The sequence below is a fragment of the Roseateles sp. GW821-FHT09G03 genome (genome assembly GCF_059416045.1).
The window spans coordinates 38,599-57,844 of the sequence record NZ_JBWKOK010000013.1 but is presented as its reverse complement, the minus strand read 5'-3'; the positions used below and the strand labels follow the sequence as shown (position 1 = coordinate 57,844).

At 68.9% G+C, this 19,246-nt stretch carries 18 protein-coding genes; 7 read left to right on the top strand and 11 right to left on the bottom strand.

The window, feature by feature from the left end; genetic code table 11:
* The first annotated feature begins 245 nt into the window (after window positions 1-245).
* Together AC07OZ_RS29070 and AC07OZ_RS29065 are read left to right on the top strand one after the other, a co-directional pair.
* Complete coding sequence (locus AC07OZ_RS29070; RefSeq protein WP_495470498.1) at window positions 246-2,393, top strand: TonB-dependent receptor domain-containing protein; 2,148 nt, start codon at window positions 246-248, stop codon at window positions 2,391-2,393.
* Window positions 2,394-3,151: 758 nt separating this feature from the next.
* A complete protein-coding gene (locus AC07OZ_RS29065; protein ID WP_495470523.1) occupies window positions 3,152-3,511 on the top strand; it encodes a hypothetical protein in 360 nt (119 codons plus the stop codon).
* Between the two features lie 47 nt (window positions 3,512-3,558).
* On the opposite strand, the gene AC07OZ_RS29060 is transcribed toward AC07OZ_RS29065, so the two are convergent.
* From AC07OZ_RS29060 to AC07OZ_RS29050, 3 genes are all read right to left on the bottom strand, one after another.
* Entirely contained in the window at window positions 3,559-6,162 is a 2,604-nt protein-coding gene (locus AC07OZ_RS29060; RefSeq protein ID WP_495470497.1) for a penicillin acylase family protein, read from the bottom strand.
* 143 nt (window positions 6,163-6,305) lie between these two features.
* Entirely contained in the window at window positions 6,306-6,497 is a 192-nt protein-coding gene (locus AC07OZ_RS29055) for a hypothetical protein (protein ID WP_495470496.1), read from the bottom strand.
* Between the two features lie 51 nt (window positions 6,498-6,548).
* The gene (locus AC07OZ_RS29050; protein WP_495470495.1) at window positions 6,549-7,493 is read right to left on the bottom strand and encodes a DUF2968 domain-containing protein; all 945 of its coding nucleotides are present in this window, start codon (window positions 7,491-7,493) and stop codon (window positions 6,549-6,551) included.
* Between the two features lie 202 nt (window positions 7,494-7,695).
* Here AC07OZ_RS29050 and dusA point away from each other — a divergent pair, with 202 nt between their 5' ends.
* The 3 genes from dusA to AC07OZ_RS29035 all read left to right on the top strand — a co-directional run bounded on the left by dusA (window position 7,696) and on the right by AC07OZ_RS29035 (window position 10,150).
* Window positions 7,696-8,799, top strand: coding sequence for a tRNA dihydrouridine(20/20a) synthase DusA (dusA, locus tag AC07OZ_RS29045; RefSeq protein WP_495470494.1), 1,104 nt, complete (start codon window positions 7,696-7,698; stop codon window positions 8,797-8,799).
* Between the two features lie 25 nt (window positions 8,800-8,824).
* Window positions 8,825-9,406, top strand: coding sequence for a methylated-DNA--[protein]-cysteine S-methyltransferase (locus tag AC07OZ_RS29040; RefSeq protein ID WP_495470493.1), 582 nt, complete (start codon window positions 8,825-8,827; stop codon window positions 9,404-9,406).
* Window positions 9,407-9,496: 90 nt separating this feature from the next.
* Window positions 9,497-10,150 (top strand): hypothetical protein, encoded by a 654-nt coding sequence (locus AC07OZ_RS29035; RefSeq protein WP_495470492.1) that lies wholly within the window; start codon window positions 9,497-9,499, stop codon window positions 10,148-10,150.
* A gap of 33 nt (window positions 10,151-10,183) precedes the next feature.
* On the opposite strand, the gene AC07OZ_RS29030 is transcribed toward AC07OZ_RS29035, so the two are convergent.
* The 7 genes from AC07OZ_RS29030 to AC07OZ_RS29000 all read right to left on the bottom strand — a co-directional run bounded on the left by AC07OZ_RS29030 (window position 10,184) and on the right by AC07OZ_RS29000 (window position 16,834).
* The gene (locus tag AC07OZ_RS29030; RefSeq protein WP_495470491.1) at window positions 10,184-10,594 is read right to left on the bottom strand and encodes a cupin domain-containing protein; all 411 of its coding nucleotides are present in this window, start codon (window positions 10,592-10,594) and stop codon (window positions 10,184-10,186) included.
* Window positions 10,595-10,710: 116 nt separating this feature from the next.
* Window positions 10,711-11,535: an AraC family transcriptional regulator gene (locus AC07OZ_RS29025; protein ID WP_495470490.1), complete on the bottom strand. Its 825-nt coding sequence runs from the start codon at window positions 11,533-11,535 to the stop codon at window positions 10,711-10,713.
* A gap of 7 nt (window positions 11,536-11,542) precedes the next feature.
* Complete coding sequence (locus AC07OZ_RS29020) at window positions 11,543-12,601, bottom strand: recombination-associated protein RdgC (RefSeq protein ID WP_495470489.1); 1,059 nt, start codon at window positions 12,599-12,601, stop codon at window positions 11,543-11,545.
* Window positions 12,602-12,883: 282 nt separating this feature from the next.
* Window positions 12,884-13,579: a DsbA family oxidoreductase gene (locus AC07OZ_RS29015; RefSeq protein ID WP_495470488.1), complete on the bottom strand. Its 696-nt coding sequence runs from the start codon at window positions 13,577-13,579 to the stop codon at window positions 12,884-12,886.
* Between the two features lie 22 nt (window positions 13,580-13,601).
* Entirely contained in the window at window positions 13,602-14,597 is a 996-nt protein-coding gene (locus AC07OZ_RS29010) for a succinylglutamate desuccinylase/aspartoacylase family protein (protein WP_495470487.1), read from the bottom strand.
* Between the two features lie 155 nt (window positions 14,598-14,752).
* On the bottom strand, window positions 14,753-15,703 hold the full coding sequence (locus AC07OZ_RS29005; protein WP_495470486.1) for a PIG-L deacetylase family protein: 951 nt from the start codon (window positions 15,701-15,703) through the stop codon (window positions 14,753-14,755).
* A gap of 180 nt (window positions 15,704-15,883) precedes the next feature.
* Complete coding sequence (locus tag AC07OZ_RS29000) at window positions 15,884-16,834, bottom strand: DMT family transporter (RefSeq protein WP_495470485.1); 951 nt, start codon at window positions 16,832-16,834, stop codon at window positions 15,884-15,886.
* A 37-nt stretch (window positions 16,835-16,871) separates the two neighbouring features.
* Here AC07OZ_RS29000 and AC07OZ_RS28995 point away from each other — a divergent pair, with 37 nt between their 5' ends.
* Together AC07OZ_RS28995 and AC07OZ_RS28990 are read left to right on the top strand one after the other, a co-directional pair.
* The gene (locus tag AC07OZ_RS28995; RefSeq protein ID WP_495470484.1) at window positions 16,872-17,315 is read left to right on the top strand and encodes a DUF3052 domain-containing protein; all 444 of its coding nucleotides are present in this window, start codon (window positions 16,872-16,874) and stop codon (window positions 17,313-17,315) included.
* Window positions 17,312-17,818 (top strand): hypothetical protein, encoded by a 507-nt coding sequence (locus tag AC07OZ_RS28990; RefSeq protein WP_495470483.1) that lies wholly within the window; start codon window positions 17,312-17,314, stop codon window positions 17,816-17,818. Before AC07OZ_RS28995 ends, AC07OZ_RS28990 begins: the two co-directional genes overlap by 4 nt.
* On the opposite strand, the gene aptA is transcribed toward AC07OZ_RS28990, so the two are convergent.
* The gene (gene aptA, locus AC07OZ_RS28985) at window positions 17,819-19,138 is read right to left on the bottom strand and encodes an omega-aminotransferase AptA (protein ID WP_495470482.1); all 1,320 of its coding nucleotides are present in this window, start codon (window positions 19,136-19,138) and stop codon (window positions 17,819-17,821) included.
* Between the last annotated feature and the right edge of the window lie 108 nt (window positions 19,139-19,246).

Sequence of the window (19,246 nt, the reverse complement as noted above, 5' to 3'; positions counted from 1 at the left end):
CCCCACCACTGTTGGCACAAGCCCCTTCCCCCTTCACGGCTCGTTCACAACCCGGAAATTCTGCTGCTACACTTTGTTGAGAATAATTCTCATCCGTTCTGTAAGTGTTTGAAGTTAAAAAGCAAAATCAGTCCTTCCGTCAAGCTCGTCGCTTCCTGCGGCTTCGTCTTCTTCCGCTTCTGAGCACGCTGATCGCGTCCGCCGCCTGGGCGGTTGACGCGCCCGCACCGAGCCCCGCAGCCGCAGTGCCGGCCCCAGCACCCGCCGCGTCGGCCTCCGCCATCACCCTGTCTCAAGTCACCGTCTACGGCGTCCGCAGCGTCGCTCCGGGCAAGACCACGATCACCCCCAACGAGATCGAGCGCCAGCAGGCGTTGACCGTTCAGCAGTTGCTCGACAACCTGCCCGGCGTCGACCTCAACGGCAGCTTCCGCCCCGGCGGCCAGAGCCTGAACATGTGGGGCTTCGGCGATGTCGAGGACATCCGCGTGCAGCTCGATGGCGCCAACAAGGGCTTCGAGAAGTACCGGCAGGGATCGATCTTCATCGAGCCCGAACTGATCAAGCGCATCACCGTCGACAAGGGCGCGCACTCGGTGCGTTACGGCAACGGCGGTTTCGGCGGCACGGTGCTGGTCGAGAGCAAGGACGCCGAGGATCTTCTGCGTCCCGGCGAACGCGTCGGCGGGCTGGCCAAGCTCGGCTGGGCGAGCAACGACGACCAGCGCATCGTGTCGGGCAGCGTCTTCGCGCGCGCAGAGCCCGGCACCGCGCTGCCCTGGCAGTTCCTGGTCGCCGTCACCGGTCGCGACTCCGGCAACCAGGAGCGCGCCGACCACACCGTCTACGAGTTCTCCGAGACCCACAGCCGCTCCGCGCTCGCGAAGCTCACACTGCAGTTCGGCGAGAGCCGGCTGACGCTCTCCGACATCGAGGGCCGCAGCAAGGCCTGGGCCCCGTTCGCCGCCAAGCGCGACGAGGTGCCCGCGCCGACGCCGGCAGAGATCGCGAAGTACGGCGAGCGCGAGGCCTGGCTGCGCAAGGTGCTGTGGCGCGATCAGACCGACCGCACGCAGTCGCTGCTGTGGAGCTACGCGCCCGCATCGCAGCCGCTGCTGGACCTGCAGGTGCGTCTGAGCCAGTCGTCCAGCCGCCAGGACGACGAACGGCCCGACAGCATCACCAGCGACTTCGCGGCCAGCCTCGGCAAGGAGAGCCACGCCACCTACCGCGACCGGCAGGTCGACGTGACCAACACCGCCCGCTTCGACTTCGCCGGCGTGACGCACGCGCTGGCCACGGGCCTGCAGGCACAGCGCCACGACCGCGACACGCTGATGTTCCTGCACACCCGCACGAAGGACGCGAGCTACAACTACGGTTGGCTGCAGCCGTACTACATGCCGTCCGGCGAGCAGCGCACCGTGTCCGGCTGGGTCGAGGACGAGGCGCGCGTGGGCGCCTGGACGCTCACGCCGGGTCTGCGCTACGACCAGGTCCGTACGGCAGGCCTGCCGAACTTCGCGCCGCGCTACAACGATCCGGCCGCCGGCCACGACTACCGCCCGGTCTATCACAGTGGCTGGTCGCAGCACTTGTCGGCGAAGTGGCAGGCCACGGCCACCACCGCGCTGTTCGCGGACGCCGGCAAGACCTGGCGCGCGCCGGTCATCGATGAACTTTTCGAAGTGCAGTCGGCCGCGAGCAGCGCCCCGGCGACCAGCCGCAGCCTGCGCAAGGAACGCGTCACCGCGTTGCGCGGCGGCCTGAAGCACGAGCGCACCGATTGGCTCAGCAGCGGCGACGCGCTGGCCGCGACGCTGACCGTGTTCCGCAACCTCGTGCACGACAACATCCACAAGCGCTTCGGCATCTTCGTCGCGCCCGGCACCGAGCGGCCGCCCAACCTGCCGTTCTACCGGAACCTGCCCGGCTACCGCAGCGAGGGCGCGGAAGCGGAGACGCACTACGAGCAGCGGCGCGGCTTCGCCAGCCTGTCGCTGGCCTGGATGCGGGGCGAGCACCGCGGCTCCCTCCGCGATCCCTGGGCCGTGAAGAACCAGCCGCTGATCGACATCGGCGCGCCCAAGGCGGTCGTCGTGATCGGCGGGAAGTGGCCGTCGCTGGGCCTGGCCGCCGGCTGGCAGGGCAAGTTCGTCGCGGCGCAGAACAAGGTGCCGGACGACGAGGTCGTGCCGTACGCGCTGCCGCCGGCCAAGGGCTACGGGCTGCACGGTCTCTTCGCGCAATGGCAGGGCCGCGGCGCGTGGGCGGACACCAAGGTGCAGGTCGCGGTCGACAACCTCTTCAACCGCAGTGTCCAGCCCTACCTGGCCGAGCAGGTCTATGCGCCGGGTCGCAACATCAAATTGACGTTCAGCCAGCGTCTGTGAATCGTCGGGTCCGTCCCGTGAGACGGCGCCTGTGAAGGCGAGGGTGGTCCGACGCCACGGACCGCCCACCCCGATGACATCGAGGCAAACGGGCGTTGAGCGCCCGGATGCACCGCGCCCGTCAGCGCCGGTCGTGACCTTCGGCACGCGCAAGGTCCTTGGCAAGCCCTGACCCCTCAAGCGTGGGGGCGCGTTCTGCAAGCGCTTTCTCCACACTCCGCGCCGAGCGGCCGAAGCGTCGTCTCCTCCACTCTCGGGACTTATTCATGAGCAGATCCGGCGTGCGTGTCGTCGACATGACGGCGCGCCTGGGCGGCCTGGCCATCGGCCAGACCGGCGCGACCTTGTCCACCACGGAATCCCGCCAGGCGATCGCGCTGAGCGCGACGCCGGGCATGCCCACCATCGACTGGGTGCGCCCGCCCTATCCCAACGACGACCTCGGCGCCGACGACGGCCCCGCCGCGCTGCTGGTGATCCTCGGGCCGGGCTCGGTCCATGGCGCGCTGGACCTGCTGCGCCGCGCCTGGGCCGTCGACCTGCCGGCCGTGCGGCTGCTGCTGATGCCCAGCGCCATCGTCGAGGAAATGACCTTCGTGCCGATGGTGACGGCGGACACGCCGTCCACGGTGCTCTACCGGCTGCCCGACAGCAGCCCGGAGACGCTGTGGTTCGTCCTCATCGAGGAATTCAACAAGCTGACGAGCCGTTTCGGGCTCTCCTCCCTGCAACCCACTCCCTCCCTCAACAAGGACACCATGAGCAATCTGAAGCAGTCGATCGACGCCGCCATGACCATCGACGGCGCGCTGGCCGCCGCGCTGGTCGACTACCGCAGCGGCATGTGCTTGGCCCAGGCCGGTTCCGGCATGAACCTGGACCTGGCCGCCGCGGGCAACACGCAGGTCGTGCGCGCGAAGCTGCAGACGATGGAATCGCTGGGTCTGCGCAAGGGCATCGAGGACATCCTGATCACGCTGACGGACCAGTACCACCTGATCCGCCTGGTGCCCAACAACGCCGGCCTGTTCCTGTACCTGGTGCTGGACAAGAACAAGGGCAACCTCGCGCTCGCCCGCTACAAGCTGACCGAGATCGAGCGCTCGCTGCAGGTCTGAGACCTGCCCGCCGAACACTCGCTGATCAGGCGCTGATCAGGCGCTGATCACTCGCTGATGGTCTTCGTCGAGAAGGCCGTGTCCTTCGCGATGTCGGCCTCCGAGAACGGCACCTTCTGCCACTGCCCCGCGCTGTAGGCGCGCGTGTAGTCGCTGTAGTGCGCGGAGGCCGGGTCGTCCGACTGTGAGAAGGTCAGGAAGGTGTAGGCCTCGACGCCCTCGCCGGGGAAGCGCACCACCTGCAGGTAGCTGTTGGCGCTGGTCGCGGTGTTGAGGTCGTAGCCGCCCTGGTCCAGCCGGCTGAGCGCGCAGGCCACCGTGTAGTAGCCCTGCGGCTGGCCGCATCCGCCGAACAGCGGGATCTTCTCGCTGCCGCGCGTGGCGAAGAGCGTCTCGCCGCGCTTCGCGTTCAGCGCGAAGCCGCTGGCCTGCACGCGCAGGATCGCCGCGCCGAAGGCCTGCTGCAGCGTCGTCTTCACCGCGACGTTCAGGTCGCGCGGCGTGTGCAGCGGATCGGCGCTGCTGAAGGGCACCGCGAACAGCGAGGCCTCGGGGATGCGCGACGCGCGTGTCCAGAACTCATCCCACACATGCGCGCCGCGTGAGGCGAGCAGCGCCTTGCCGTCCCACGCCTGCAGCACCGCGCAGGCCTCGGTGGGATCGACCGTGCGCGCCGGGCTGAAGGTCTCGCCGGTGGCCGGATCGCCGCTCACGGTGAATGCCGTCGGCGGCGCGCAGAACATCGCGATCGCCTGATCCTTGAAAAGCTCCGACGTCAGCGTGCGGCTGTTGAGCACCATGGCGCGCACGGTCTCGCTGGTGGCCTTGTTGCCGCCGTAGCCGTCCGTGCCGGCCAGGCGTCCCTGCGCGAGCAGATGCGCGAGCCGCGTGCGGTAGCTGACCGACGCCGTGCCCGCCGGGCCGAGGACGTCCGGGAAGCCGGTCAGCGGCGCGGCCGTGTTGGCGAGCCAGTAGCTGTCGTTGCTGTTGAGCACGTAGTCGTCGCGCAGCAGGCTGGGCATGCGGGCGGGGCCGAGCGCGCCGGGCTGCTTCGAGTCGGGGTCGGTCAACCAGTCGCAGCTGCTCTTGGAGCCGTCGAGCACCGGCGTGCGCGGCAACGCGGCGCTGAGCGCGGTCGTCAATGCGGTCGCACAGCTCGTGAGCTGCGAGGCCGACACATTGGGCATCGCGCCGATGTCGGCGTACCAGGCCTGGCCGCTGCCGCGCGCGACGGCGACGGTGTTGACCCAGGGGATCGAGGATTCTTCGCGCTGGATGGCGGCGAGCTCGTCCAGCGTCTTCGCCTGGCTCCAGCGCAGCCAGACGCGGAACACGCGGAAGTTGTCGCCGTTGATGTCCCGGATCGCGAAGACGGTGTTCGTGCTCCAGCCCAGCGCCGCGTTGAGCGCGCCGAGGTTGACGATCGGACCGTACTGCGATTCGTACAGCGTGCGCGAGACCGGCGCGACGCTGCCGTCGCCCTGCTTGACCTGCACGGTGATCGCGCGGGCTGTCATCTTCACGGCGGCGCCGTCGCGCTGGTAGCTGGTCGGATCGCCGGGTGTCAGCGTCAGCTGGAACAGGCCGTAGCGGCGCGCGGTGGAGACGGTGTGGCTCCAGGCGACGTTGTCGGTGTAGCCGATCTGGATGACCGGCACCGCGAGGAAGGAGGTGCCCGCGACGTTGAGCTCGCCCGGAATGGTGAGCTGCGCCTGGTAGAAGCGGTCGGGACCGCGCCAGTACCAATGCGGGTTGCCGAACAGCAGCGGGCTGCCGTCGCCGGTCGCGGCGGTGCCGAAGCCGATCATGTTGCTGCCGACGCCGTCGCTGCCGCCGACCTGGAAATCGGGCAGGTGGGCCTTGGCGATGGTGATCCGTCGCGGTGTGGCGGCACGCGCATATCGCGATGCCTTGGGCGCTGTCACGCGTTCCGCCGTCGTGGCGGTCGCCGGGGGCGCTGAGGTCTTCGCGACCGCCGTGGCGTCAGTCGACGTCGCCATCGCGGGCGTCGCGGCCGCTGGCGGCGTCGCGTTGGCGATCTGCGCGATGAAGTTGCTGTAGCCCGCCGCGAAATGCGCGGCGTACATGCGGCGGAAGATGTCGGTGTCCGAGACCGGCACGACCCAGGCTTCGTTGCGGCAGGCCGCATGGGCGGTGGGTTCGGCGCCGGCCTTGATCTCGCGCACGTAGCGGTTGTAGCCGGCGGCGAAGCCGGCGACGAGCTGCTTGAGCTTGTCCGGCTGCGCGGCGATCAGCCGCTGCATCACGTCGTCGTTGAGGACGTGCCGGTGATAGAAGTCCGAGTCGAGGTTCTTCGGTTGTCCGATGGTGCCCTGGAAGGGGATGACGGCATCGGCGCCGAAATGTCGCGAGCGTTCACCGCGGAAGGTGAGCATCGAATTGGCGATGGTGCACAGGTCGTCCTGCGCCTGCGCGTAGCCGTAGCCGTACCCGGCGCCGCCCCAGTCGGCGGCCTTGATGTGGGGCACGCCCATCGCGGTGCGCCGGATCTCGGCGTTGTACTTGAAGGCGGGTGTCCCGTCGCCATCGCCATCGCCGACGCAGCCGGCGAGCAGCGCGGCCGATCCCCAGGTGATCGCCAAGGTCAGCGCATACAGCGGCCCACTGCCGCGTCGAACGGAAAGTCGCATGTTGTCTCCCTTTTGCTCTCTGGTAGTCGGCACGCCGGGGCGGGCCGGTTCGTTTCAAGCATAGGAGCCTCAAGATGCGGAAATCGAGATGGCGCTGAGGGCGACAGGAAAATTGAGGGGACGGCGGTTCGCATCGTCGTACGTCAATGCCGCTTGAAGTACTGCACCTCCCGCTCGTGTTTCTCGGCGGCCTCGCGGGTGTCGAAGGTGCCGAGGTTGCGGCGCTTCCCCGTCTTGGGATCGGGGTTGCGGGAGTAGAGGCGGAATTGCCCGTTGCTGAGCTTGCGGATCATGGCGTGCTCCTGGTGCTCGACGGCCGGGGAGGCCGGATGCATGGAGTCTTCGCCCTTCCGGGCGCGGTGTCTGTAGGACGGGAAGCCGGCGGGCTACCGCGACGCCGACGACATCGGCCCCGCCGTGCGTCCCTGCAGCAACGCGGCGCGCGTCTCGGCCTGGCGCACATAGTCCTCGTAGGCCCGGGTCGCCTCGGCCGCATCCCGGCTGCGCAGCATGGTCACGACCGAGCCCTGCCGTGTGAGCGATACGAAGTACTGCGAACTCTCGGCGCTCCAGACCAGGCGAGCCACCTCGTCGCCGAAGCGTGCCCGGCGCAGGGTCTCGACGGCGGAGCCGGCCACGCGCGACTCCACGGTCTCGCCTGTCGTCGCGGAGATCTCCCTGGCGGCCACGGGCACGTCGCTTCTCGGAGAGGGGCCGCGCGCCAGGCCTTCCGGATCTGTCATCCCGATGGCCGCGGTGGTCACCGGCGCGCGGGCCAGCGATGGGGGTGAGAAGGGCGGCGGCGGGGGAGGCGCCAACGGGGTCAGGGGCGGCACGGGAGCCGCGGTGATCTGCTGACCCAGCAGCACCGGCCGTCCCACTTCGCCGAGGCCGGCCATGCGGCGGAAACTGTCATAGCTCTGCCAGGCCGCGGCTTCATCGTTGGCGGTGAGCGTGCGCCGCACCGTGCCCTGCTGCGTCACGGCGACGTAGTACTTCTTTGGGAGAGTCGTCCGCGCCCAGACCTGGATGGCGATGTCGGCAACCTCGGCATGCCGGGTCACGACCACGGTTCTTGCTGCCATCCGCTTGCGCAGGTCGGCGATGTCGGCGAGTTCGGATTTCGCCAGGTTGGTCGCGGTTTCGGTCGCCGATGACGCTGATGACGCGGATGTCGCTGCCTTCGTCGGCCTGAGTTTCGCCTGTGTCTGCGACGGCGTCGCCTGCGCCGATGGCAGCGCCACGCCCGCGGCGATCAGCAGCGCGAGAACGGGGCCGTGAAGGCGCAGGAAACCGCTGGCGGAGCCAGGCGGGCGACGGGACGGGAACATCGGACGTGGGGCAGGAGACCGCGGCGGCGGCGGGGATGGTACGACGTACGCAAGCCCCAGCGTCGCCGCGTTCAGGGGCTCCGATGCAATTGGAAACAATGAACTGCCTCGAAGGAGGGGTTGACGGGCCGGATGAGGGGGAGAAACGCCGCCAAGCCCCGTCCGGCGCCCGATCACGGGCATCGCGGGATAATCCATCCCCATGTCCTCGAAGTTTTCCCCCTGGCGCCTGTCCGTCGCTCCGATGTTGGACTGGACTACCTCCGACTGTAGGTTCCTTCACCGGCTGCTGACCCGCCACACGCTGCTCTACACCGAGATGGTGACGACCGGCGCGATCCTGCACGGCGACAAGCACCGGCACCTCGATTTCAACGAGCAGGAGCACCCCGTCGCGCTGCAGCTCGGCGGCTCGGAGCCGGCCGATCTCGCGGCCTGCGCGAAGCTGGCCGAGCAATGGGGTTACGACGAGGTCAACCTGAACTGCGGCTGCCCGAGCGAGCGCGTCCAGCGCGGCGCGTTCGGCGCCTGCCTGATGGCGGAGCCGGCGCTGGTCGCCGACGGCGTCAAGGCGATGCGCGACGCCGTCGCCATCCCGGTCACCGTCAAGCACCGCATCGGCATCGACAGGATCGAGAGCTACGACTTCGTGCGCGACTTCGTCGGCCAGGTCGCCGACGCCGGTTGCGAGGTCTTCCTCGTCCATGCGCGCAACGCGTGGCTGCAGGGCCTGTCCCCGAAGGAGAACCGCGACATCCCGCCGCTGCGCTACGAGCTCGTCCATCGCCTCAAGCGCGAGTTCCCGCATCTGACGATCGCCATCAACGGCGGCCTCAAGACGGACGACGAGATCGCGGAGCAGCTCGACCATGTCGACGGCGTGATGATCGGCCGCCAGGCCTATCACGAGCCCTGGCAGATGGCGCAATGGGACCAGCGCTTCTTCGGCGAGGCGCACGCGCCGGTCGCGAGCCGCGAAGCGGTCGAGGCACTGTGGCTGGACTACCTCGACCGGCAGGTCGCGCTGGGCCGTCCGTGGTCGCAGGCGATGCGGCATGCGCTCGGGCTGTGGAACGGCCTGCCCGGCGCGCGCCGTTGGCGGCAGGTGTGGTCGGACCACAAGCTCAAGGCGATGGCGCCTCGCGAGGTCGCGAAGCTCGCCACCGCCGCGCGCCTCCAGGCCGCCGAGATCGCCAGCCAGCATCCCGCGTTCAAGCCGCCCGTCGAGGCGTCGACCGACACGTCGACCGATACGTTGACCGGCACGTCGATCGAGCGGGCCGATCCGGCTCCTGTCACGAACTGACCGCGCGACGGATCAGCATCGCCCCATGGCGCCGCACCTGTTCTTCCATTGCTATCCGACGGCGCTCGGCCATTGCGGCATCGCGTGGACCGAACGCGGCATCGTCGGCTCGCAGTTGCCGGAGGAGAGTTTCTCCGTCACGCGCGATCGCATGCGGGTGCGTTATCCGGCGGGGCGCGAGGAGCCGGACTTCGAACGCCTGCCCGAGCCGGTGAAGCAGGCCTGCCTCGGCGTTCGTGCGCTGCTGGACGGCGAGGCGCGCGATCTGCTGGAGGTCGAGCTCGACGACAGCGCCGTTCCGGCCTTCGACCGCGAGGTGCTCGCGTTCACGCGGCGTATCCCGGTCGGGCAGACGCTGACCTACGGCGAAGTCGCCGCGCGGCTGGGGCAGCCGAACGCGGCACGCGCCGTCGGCCGCGCCGAGGGCCACAACCCGTTCGCGCCGATCGTCCCCTGCCATCGCGTGATGGGCGCGCCGACGGCGGGCAAGGCGGCGAACCTGACGGGCTTCTCCGCGCCGGGCGGCGTCGTGACGAAGCTCAAGATCCTCGCGATCGAAGCGCGCGCGACGGGCCAGCAGGTCGGAGAGCAGCAGGATCTGTTCTAGGGAAGGCATGTCCTGCGAACATCGGTTGACGCGTGAACGTGAGGTGTCATCCGCACACTGAGAGGCCCTTGCGACTTCCCGGAACTTCTCGTGCTGAACGGCTTCTCCAACGACACCTTCGCTGACACCGCGTCGACCTTCCTGCTTGATACCGCGGGACGCGTCGCCGACGAGCCGGCGCCTCTCGGCAGGCCGGGACTTGCCCATGCCTCGGCAATCGATCGGGCAACGCAGACCGACCAGGCCAACGCCTTGTTCAAGAAGATCTTCGAGGACAAGGAGGCCTGGCTCGATCCCCACGAGCGCACCTCGATGTTGAATGCCATGGCCGCCATCAGCCTTGAGATGAAGGGCTTCACGGGCACGGGGGTGGTTGTTCATCAAGCGGGCGCCGACGGCTCATTGCCACCGTACGTCGAGCGTCCGAATGCGCGCCTCCTGCATGTCTTCCACGCCGAACACAGTGCCGGGGAAAAGACGGACGTCATGGTGGCGACCACGAAGGACGTCGGCATCCACCGGCGACGCCCCCCGGTGGGCTGGGGCGGATTCAGCGTGGAGGGGGTTGCCAAGGCGCTGTGCACGGCGCTCACACGGTCGCCGACGGGGTCGGGCAGCGTCTGCCTGACCCAGAACGACTTCAACGACTTCGAGCGGTCTCTGCGCAGCGCCATGCGCCGGCTCGTCGAAGACGATCCGGCGAAGCTCCTGCGCCTGGCGCGACAGGGCGCCTGGATGGCCTGACCGGCAGGCGCGTGGTCGCGGCGGCCGTTCGCCTCAAACCCACCGGTCGTTCGGCTGCGTGCGCTCGTTGTGCGCGGCCCCGGTGTTCACCACGCCACGCGGCTCGATGACGAGGATGTGCGTCTCCTGCGCGGCGCTGGGCTTGTGCTCCACGCCGCGCGGGACGACGAACAGCTCGCCCGCGCGCAGCGTGACTGCGCCGTCGCGGAAGTCCAGCCGCAGCTCGCCGGCCACGACGAGGAAGGCCTCGTCCGTCTCGGCATGCGCATGCCAGAGGAACTCGCCTTCGACCTTCGCGATCTTGAACTGGTAGTCGTTCATCTCCGCCACCACGCGCTGCGACCACTGCTCGTGCAGCAGCGAGAGCTTGTCGGCGAGGTTGACGGCGCGGTAGTCCCGGAGCGGGGCTGGGGCCGGGATCGAATGGGGGTCAGTCGTTGTCATGGCGTGCACGGCGTTCAGCGCGCGGAAGTCTGTCGGATCGCCCATCTTGGCGACCGGCCCGCGGCGAGTCTTGAACGATCGTGCGTCTGGTTCGAACCTGGACTCGAGCCCGTGCCTCAGACCGGGCCCGAACTGCCCGACATGCGCAGCCACCGCGCGGGCGTCACGCCGAATGCCTTCGCGAACTGGCGCGTCAGATGGCTCTGGTCGGCGAAACCCGCGTGGACGGCGCAGTCCGCGAGCGCTTGCCCAGCCAGCATCAACCGGCGCGCGAGGTCCAGCCGCCGCAGCGTCAGATAGCGATACGGACTGGTACCGAAGCTGGCGCGGAAATCGCGCGACAGGCTCCATCGATCGCGACCGGCGGCGGCGCCGAGTTCCTCCAGCGTGACGGCGCTGTCGAGCCGGTCGTCCATGAACTCGCGTGCGATGAGGGCCGCTCGGTAGTCGCCCCGTAGGCGTTTCGGCGTCGAACCCGCGGCCAACTGCAACGCCGTGGCGAGTTCCAGCAGCCCGTCGTCCTGCTCCAGCGCGTCGAGCGGCGCGGCGAGTTGCGCCAGCAGCGCACGCGTCGCGCGAGCGAGCCGGGGATCGGTCGACACCCCGCCCGGCACGAAGGGCAGGGCGACACCCCCCAGCATCTCCTGCAGCCGCGCCGGCGCCAGGTAGAGCATGCGGTAGCGGAAACCGGCCTCGGTGCCCGCATGGCCGTCATGCAATTCGTCCGGATGCAGCACGACCGTATGCCCGGCCAGACTGTGCCGCAAGGCCGAGCGGTAGGTGAAGGACTGGACGCCGCTCAGCGTGCTGCCGATCGCATAGGTGTCGTGGCGATGCGGGGTGTAGGCCTCGCCATGAAAAAAGGCCTCGAGTCGATCGAGGCCGTCGTGGCCCGCGCCGTGACGCACCCAGTCGGTGTCCGCGGCGGGGGCATGTGTCATGGCAGGCTCAGTCCCAGGGCGCCGCTTCGGCGGCGAGGTCTTCGTCCTTGGCGGGCGAGGCCGTCTTCGACGCCTTCGCCGCCGCTGCTTCGGATGCGGCTTCCGATGTGGCCGGCTTGGGTGAAGCGCCGCCCGGGGCATGTTCCGCCGCGATCTTGGCCGACTGGCCGATGAAGTCCAGTTCGCCACCCAGACCCTCGATCATGTCGGGGATCAGCTGCGCCAGTTCGCCGGTGGCCAGCGCGGCATCGACGTCGAAGGCCTCGTCCTTGGCCGGCTTGTCGCGGCCGTCGAACACGACGTCCAGGAACTTGATGCCCTTGATCTGCATCGTGTCCGTCAGCGTGAAGGACACGCGCTCCTTCCAGGTCATCGCCAGGCGAGTCGGCATCTTGCCGCTGGTCAGGTGCGCCTTGACCTCGTCGGTGTCCAGGTGGTGGCGGGCGTAGCGCACGGCGGCCTTCATCTCGTCGGCGGCCTTGAGTTCGCAGTCGCGGTCGATGACGAAGTCCGCGGGCGGCACGCCGTCCATCAGCCACGCGGCCATGCAGGCGGCGGGCGACTCGGCGCTCTGCAGCAGGTGCAGGTTGATCGACGAGTCGGCCTTCACCAGCAGCGTGATCAGCTCGTCGGCCTTGCCGATCGAGCCGGCATCCACCATCAGGAAGCCCTGCTTGGGGGAGATCCACACCCGCAGGTGCGATTGCAGCGTGAACGCGCGCGGCAGCAGTTCCAGCGTGGCCTGGTCCTTCATGTCGCGCTGCTGCTTCTTGCCGGGGCGGCGGCCCGTTTCAAGCTCGACGCGCTCGACCATCTCCTCGACCTTCTCGCGCACCACGGAGCCGGGCAGCACGCGCTTTTCCATGCGCAGGCTCAGCAGCCAATGGTCGCCGATCTCTTCGAGCAGGCGCGCGCCCGGTTCGCCACGCGGCGGCACCCAGCCGGCGGACAGCGCTTCCGTGGCGCCGCACGGGACGAAACGCTCGTTCTCGAGGGCATCCTCGAGCTTTTCGACATTGGGCTGCCAGTCGTTGGACAGACGGTAAACGATCAGGTTCTTGAACATACGGACGACAACTCGCGACAACTACAGACTACAGCAATGAAAACGGGGCCACGCGGAGGGCGCGGGCCCCGTTCAAACGATGCCATGATTGTCTCAGGTCTGGGGGGCGTGCCGGGAGTGGAACAACCCCGCTTGCGTTTGGAACCGTTACCTCACTCGATGGACTTTGGGAGGCCAGGCGCGGGCACTCCACGATGCAGGGGGCGTCCCTCCGGGAACCCCCAGCATCATTCCGGCCCCAGCAGCACTTGCTGCCTTCGGACCGAGGTGTGCTCTGGCCTCTCAGGCCTGTTCGGAGGCGATCTGGCGCAGTGCCTGCTCGAACGCTTCCGGCGGCTGGCCGCCCGAGATCAGGTACTTCTCGTTGATCACGACCGCCGGCACCGAGCTGATGCCGCGGCTCTGCCACAGCGATTCGGATTCGCGCACCTCGTCGGCGAACTCGCCGCTGTCGAAGACGCGCGCCGCCTCGGCGGCGTCCAGGCCGATCTCGCGCACTGTCTCCAGCAGGGTCTCGCGGTCGCCCGGGTTCTTGCCGTTGGTGTGATACGCGGTCAGCAGCGCAAGCTTCAGGTCGCGTTGCGCCTTGGCCGATTGCAGCCCGGCCCAGTGCAGCAGCCGATGCGCGTCGAAGGTGTTCCAGACGCGGCTGCGCGCACCCTCGGTGAAAGTGAAGCCGACGTCGGCGCCGCGCTGCTTCAGATGCGCGCGGATGTCCTTGCGCTGCTCGGGCGTCGAGCGGTACTTGCGCGTCAGGTGTTCCTCGATGTCCTCGCCCTCGGGGACCATCTGCGGGTTCAGCTCGAAGGGCTGGAAATGGAGGTCGACCTTCACGTCCGGCACGCGGGCGAGGGCAGTCTCCAGCGACTTCAGGCCGACCGCGCACCAGGGGCAGGCGACGTCGGAGACGAAGTCGATGCGCAGCGCCTGCAGAGGCTGGCCGGTGGGGACGGAGGCGGAAGCGGTGGTGTCGTTCATGCCGCCCACTCTAGCCAGAAGCTCAAGTCAACACGCGGTCGCTGGGCTTTGCCAGATAGAACCACTCGTGGCCGGGTTCCGCGTTGTTGTTGGGGAAGACGATGCGGCCGCCGAAGGGCGCGAGCACCGGCGTGCCGTCGGCGCGGGTGCCGATGCGATCGCCCTCGGCGATCGCGTCGAAGCTGGCCCAGGCGCGCGTGAAGGTGTCGTCCGGGCTCTCGCGGTCGACGACCTCGTAGAGCTGCAGGAACTCCATGGGGCGCTTCGGGTCGGCGAGCTCGACGCCCTCGGGCGCGATCATGCCCAGCAGCACCAGCGTGCGCAGGATCGCCTTGAAGGCGACCTCGGGACCCTCCGGGTCGGCGTGCTGGCCGCATTCCAGCGTGATGCAGTAGCCGCCGGTGCTGCGCATGTATTCGGTGGTGCCCACGCCGTAGTGCGGGTCCTGCTGCAGCGTCATCTTGCGCGAGCCGTCCGCGACCTTGTCGGCGCGGCGCTTCAGGCCCAGCGCGTAGGTCGACAGCCAGCCCTCGACGAGGCGCGAGGTCCCCACGGCCATCGCCAGCGCGCTCTCGGCGGCCTGGTGGCGGAAGGGCTCCAGCTCGCCGTCGTTGTCGCGCGGGCCGATCATCGCGAAGGCCGGGCCGGGGTTGTTGAAGCTGTGCAGGTCCAGCAGCACGTCGCTGGCGGCGATCCATGGGCACAGGCGGTTGGCGATGCGGTCCTCGAAGTCCTGCGGGATCGGGTTGACGCGCAGGTTGCGGTTCAGGTTGCGCTCGCCCTCGCGGCGCTGCAGGCGGTGGGCCAGCGGATTGACGATGGGGATCATCGTCAACGTGCCCTTGAGCAGCGTCAGCGCGCCCTCGTCCAGCATCGCCATCACGCGCTGGATCGCGCCGACGCCGGCGACCTCGTTGCCGTGCACGGCGGCCGTCACCAGCAGCTTGGGGCCGGGCTTCAAGCCGGCGAACTGGTGGACGCGGAGGTGGGTCGGGTGATCGGTGCGGGCGTCGCTCATGGCGTGGCGGAGGGGCTCGAAAAAGGAACGCCAAGCATAGGCCCGCACGAGCCCGCGCACTGCGCTGGCGTGCGCGGCGCGTATGCCGAAAGCGCGGGCGGCGATGAGTTGAAGTTGGGGCGCGATGGGCGCGCCGGCGGTCGCTCAGCGGCGGGTCAGGCGCCGAGCAGCGCTTGCGGGTCGAGCGGCGCGTCGCAGGACCAGTGCGTGTTCGGCAACTCGCCCGCGGCGACGCCGTCGATCCAGCGCGTCAGCCGGTACAGCGTGCCGAAGGCGAAGTCCGGCGGCGTTTCGCCCGGACCGGCGAGCAGTTCGCCGCCGCGGCGCACGTTGTCGGCCATCCAGGCCGGCAGGCGCAGGTGATACGGATTGCGGGCGACCTCGCCGTGGTGGCAGGCGAGGGCGCGCACCAGCAGCGCGGTGTCGCGCTGGCCGGTCTCGACCAGCGTCGTCGGCGCGGGCTGCGTGGCCCAGAACTCGGTGTGCGCGAAGACGGTGGAGATCCTCGCCTGGGCGAGCGCCTCGCTCACGAGCAGGTGCACGCCGATGTGCGTCGGGATGCCGTCGCCCGCGTGCGGCACGAGGATCAGCGCGGGCTGTTCGGCGACCAGCAGCTCGGCGACCAGCCGGACCTGCTCCTGCCACAGCGGCGTGCGCGCGGCGGCGGCTTCGGGCTTGACCTGCTCGAAGCCGTCGGCGGCCAGCAGGCGCAGGTCGAAGCCCAGCACGTCGCAGGCGGCGCCGAGTTCCGTCCAGCGCTCGGCGCGGCGGTCCTGCTTGCTGCCCAGGGTCACGGCGATGTTGGTGACGCGCCAGCCGGCTTCCTGGCGCAGCCGCAGCGGCAGCGCGCCGACGATGCATTCGTCGTCCGGATGCGGCGCGAAGACCAGCACGTGCGGCACGCGCTGGAGAGGGGTGTTCGGCGTGGTACCGGAACCATCCGGGACCGGCTTCTGCGCCAAAGGACTCACACCGGTACGCACGGGTTGCCGCAGGACGGCATACCAGCTGGCGATCCAGGATTCCCAGTCGGCCTGGCTGGCGGCGGGGCTGACGGCGGTCGGGAAACTGGGCGTAGGGGCCGGGGAAGGGGCGGTCGCGTTCATCGGCGGGAAGTTGGCGGCCCGGGCGCCTGGCGTCCGGGCAAGTTCGATCGACCCATCTTAGCGGGCCGGATCTCCGAATGGTATTACATTGGTAGTAAAACTAGATGGAGACCGGTGTAATCCCGGAGAAGACCGGTTGGATCGTCCGCGGACCGTGCCGGCGGTCCTTGGCGGTCCTTGTCAGGACGAAGGGCGTCCCGGCCAGGTGGCCAGCACAACCCCGCCCAGCGCAAGCGCATAGGCGAGCACCTGGGTGCTGCTCATCTGCTCGCCGAGCAGGACCAGACCCACGAGCGCGGTCGAGATGGGCAGGAACACCATGAAGACGCCGGCCTTGGCGGCGCTGACGTGCTGGAGGCCCTTCATCCAGAGCCAGACAGTGACGGTGCTGGCCGCGATCGCGTAGAAGAGCAGCAGGCCCCAGTCCTTGAGGGCGACGGTGCCGAAGTCGAAATCGACGGCCTGCCACAGGCCGAGCGGCGTGACGAGGACGAGGCCCCAGAGGTTGATCAGCGCGCTGATGCGGCGGGGCGGCAGGTCGGCGGTGAGGCGCTTGCCGATGACGACATAGCTGGCCTCGCAGCACATGGCGCCGATGAGCAGCAGCGCGCCCCAGGGCGAGGTATCGCCGAGGTGCTCACCGCCGCCATGGCGGTCGAGCGCGACCATCACGATGCCGCCGACCGCCATCGCGATGCCGAACAGCGTGCGCGGCGCGATGCGTTCGCGCAGGAAGAGCCAGCTCATCAGGGCGACGGTCGCCGGGATGCCGGCCATGATCACGCCGGCCACGACGGCCGAACTGTGCTTCATCCCGAACAGCAGGCAGATCGAGAACAGGAAGTTCCCGAAGAAGGATTCGAGGAAGAGCAGGAAGCGCGTGCGGCCGGTGAGCGGCTTCTCGGCCGGGCCGCGCCTGAGCCACGGCAGCATGAACACGGCGGCCATGCCGAAGCGCAGGAAGGCCAGCAGGAAGACCGGGAAGACGACGACCAGCAGCTTGGACAGCCCGACGTAGCTGCCGATCACGCTGGTGCTGGCGGCCAGGCTCAGGTACGAGAGCCACGGGACGTGGTGGCCGTCCGCGCCCTCGACGGCTGCGGGTTTCTGGTCGGTTGTGGCGCTGGACATGGTGGGTGATGATGCCCGACGCAGGGAGGGATCAGACATGGCGACAGGGGTTGGCGGGGCGTCGACGGGTTACTCGGGAACGCCCCTCGCACGCAAGCTGGGGATCCAGGCAGGAAGCACGCTGTGGGTGTTGAATGCGCCCGAGGATTACGAGGACTGGCTCGCGCCTATGCCCGAAGGCGTCATACGCGCCAAGCAGCCGTCGGCGACAGTCGACGTCGCGCATGTGTTCCTCGTCGAGCGCCAGGATCTCGCGCATCAGCTCAAGGCCCTGCGTGGCAAGCTGCGTGACGACGCGGCGCTGTGGATCTCGTGGCCGAAGAAGGCCTCGAAGGTTCCGACCACGATCACCGAGGACGTCATCCGCGAGGAGTGCCTGCCGCTGGGCTGGGTTGACGTCAAGGTCTGCGCCGTGAGTGAGGTGTGGTCGGGACTCAAGCTGGTCATCCGCAAAGAGTTGAGAGAAGGGAATCGTTCATGAGCGCGAAGTCTCGATGCGGCGCACTGAAGGCGAGAGCCGTGCTGGTTGTCGGCATCGCGTTGTCGACGGCCGGCGCCACGCACGCCTGCAGTTGCATCCAGCGCGATGCGTCGACACAGTACAGGTCTGCGGATCGCCTCGTGATCGCGCGCGTGACGCGCGTGCAATCTCCGATCGAATGGCTCGACCAGGAGCGTGTGTGGGCCGACATCCAGATCCTCGATACCTTGAAGGACTCTCCTCGCCCGCCGCCGACAAGGGTGTGGACGGAGCCCGAGACCCCGGCCTGCGGACTTCCGATGTTCGTGGGGCAGGTGTATCTGCTGGATGTCGACGAGCGCGAGGCGCCACAGGTGAACCACTGCTCAAGCTGGGCGATCGGCATCGGTAACGCTTACGGTTCACGCATGCTCAAACAGATGATGGACATCCGCGACAGAAAGCGCCGCTACGCAGTGCCGGGCACGGCGCGCGAAGGTCCGGCCTCATCTGCGGCGCGCTGACTACTTCAATCTGCGCAGCGCCACGCGGATCGCGTCGATCATCCGGTCGAGGTGTTCCCGCTCCGCGATCAGCGGCGGCGACAGCGCCAGGATGTCGCCCGTCGTGCGGATGAGAACGCCTTGCTGCCAGCAATCGAGGAAGGTCTCGAACGCGCGCTTGGTCGGCTCGCCCGCGCGCGGCGCCAGCTCGACGCCGCCGACCAGGCCGAGGTTGCGCACGTCGATGACGTGGGGCTCGCCGCGCAGCGAATGCAACTGCTCGGCGAAGTAGCCTTGCAGCTCCGACGCGCGCGTCAGCAGACCTTCTTCCGCGTACGTGTCCAGCGTTGCCAGGCCCGCCGCGCAGGCCAGCGGATGCGCCGAGTAGGTGTACCCATGGAAGAACTCGATCAGGTGCTCCGGCCCGGTCATGAAGGTGTCGTGGATTCGCTGCTGCGCGAAGACCGCGCCCATCGGCACGCAGCCGTTGGTCAGACCCTTGGCCACCGTCATCAGGTCCGGCGTCACGCCGAAGGTCTGCGCCGCGAACGGACTGCCGGTGCGGCCGAAGCCGGTGATGACCTCGTCGAAGATCAGCAGGATGCCGTGCCTGTCGCAGATCTCGCGCAGGCGCTGCAGGTAGCCCTGCGGCGGGATCAGCACGCCGGCCGAGCCGGCCACCGGTTCCACGATCACCGCGGCGATCGTCGACGCGTCGTGCAGCGCGACCATCCGCTCGAGGTCGTCGGCCAGTTCCGCACCGTGGGGCGGCAGGCCGACGCTGAAGGCGTTTCGGGCAATGTCGTGCGTGTGGCGCAGGTGATCGACGCCGGCGAGCAGCGAGCCGAACATCTTGCGGTTGGCGACCATGCCGCCCACCGACATGCCGCCGAAGTTGACGCCGTGATAACCGCGCTCGCGGCCGATGAGCCGCGTGCGCTGGCCCTCGCCGCGGACGCGGTGGTAGGCCAGGGCGATCTTCAGCGCCGTCTCCACCGACTCCGATCCGGAGTTGGTGAAGAACACTTTGTTCATGCCCTCGGGCGAGATCTCCGCGAGCCGCGACGCCAGCTCGAACGCCTTCGGGTGCGCCATCTGGAAGGGCGGCGCGAAGTCGAGCTCCGCCGCCTGCTCCTGGATCGCCTTCACGATGCGCGGCCGGTTGTGGCCCGCGTTCACGCACCACAGGCCCGCGACGCCGTCCAGGATCTGCCGGCCCTGGTCGTCGGTGAAGAACATGCCGTCGGCGCGCGTGAGCAGGCGCGGCGCCTGCTTGAACTGGCGGTTGGCCGTGAACGGCATCCAGTAGGCGTCGAGGTCGGGACGGGGTGAGGTGGACATGGTGAAGCTCCCGGGGCGCGCTCGGCGCGCGTGATCAGTAGGCTTGGCGATGGACTCAGTCTAGGCAAGCGCACGCGCAATCGGTGAGCGTTCCGGCGGCGGGAAAAC

Bases quoted from the DNA above. Each gene is read 5' to 3' on its own strand.
- AC07OZ_RS29065 (WP_495470523.1), top strand. From the start codon at position 3,152: ATGAGCAATCTGAAGCAGTCGATCGACGCCGCCATGACCATCGACGGC.
- AC07OZ_RS29060 (WP_495470497.1), bottom strand. From the start codon at position 6,162: ATGCGACTTTCCGTTCGACGCGGCAGTGGGCCGCTGTATGCGCTGACC.
- AC07OZ_RS29055 (WP_495470496.1), bottom strand. From the start codon at position 6,497: ATGCATCCGGCCTCCCCGGCCGTCGAGCACCAGGAGCACGCCATGATC.
- AC07OZ_RS29050 (WP_495470495.1), bottom strand. From the start codon at position 7,493: ATGTTCCCGTCCCGTCGCCCGCCTGGCTCCGCCAGCGGTTTCCTGCGC.
- dusA (WP_495470494.1), top strand. From the start codon at position 7,696: ATGTCCTCGAAGTTTTCCCCCTGGCGCCTGTCCGTCGCTCCGATGTTG.
- AC07OZ_RS29040 (WP_495470493.1), top strand. From the start codon at position 8,825: ATGGCGCCGCACCTGTTCTTCCATTGCTATCCGACGGCGCTCGGCCAT.
- AC07OZ_RS29030 (WP_495470491.1), bottom strand. From the start codon at position 10,594: ATGACAACGACTGACCCCCATTCGATCCCGGCCCCAGCCCCGCTCCGG.
- AC07OZ_RS29025 (WP_495470490.1), bottom strand. From the start codon at position 11,535: ATGACACATGCCCCCGCCGCGGACACCGACTGGGTGCGTCACGGCGCG.
- AC07OZ_RS29020 (WP_495470489.1), bottom strand. From the start codon at position 12,601: ATGTTCAAGAACCTGATCGTTTACCGTCTGTCCAACGACTGGCAGCCC.
- AC07OZ_RS29015 (WP_495470488.1), bottom strand. From the start codon at position 13,579: ATGAACGACACCACCGCTTCCGCCTCCGTCCCCACCGGCCAGCCTCTG.
- AC07OZ_RS29010 (WP_495470487.1), bottom strand. From the start codon at position 14,597: ATGAGCGACGCCCGCACCGATCACCCGACCCACCTCCGCGTCCACCAG.
- AC07OZ_RS29005 (WP_495470486.1), bottom strand. From the start codon at position 15,703: ATGAACGCGACCGCCCCTTCCCCGGCCCCTACGCCCAGTTTCCCGACC.
- AC07OZ_RS29000 (WP_495470485.1), bottom strand. From the start codon at position 16,834: ATGTCCAGCGCCACAACCGACCAGAAACCCGCAGCCGTCGAGGGCGCG.
- AC07OZ_RS28995 (WP_495470484.1), top strand. From the start codon at position 16,872: ATGGCGACAGGGGTTGGCGGGGCGTCGACGGGTTACTCGGGAACGCCC.
- AC07OZ_RS28990 (WP_495470483.1), top strand. From the start codon at position 17,312: ATGAGCGCGAAGTCTCGATGCGGCGCACTGAAGGCGAGAGCCGTGCTG.
- aptA (WP_495470482.1), bottom strand. From the start codon at position 19,138: ATGTCCACCTCACCCCGTCCCGACCTCGACGCCTACTGGATGCCGTTC.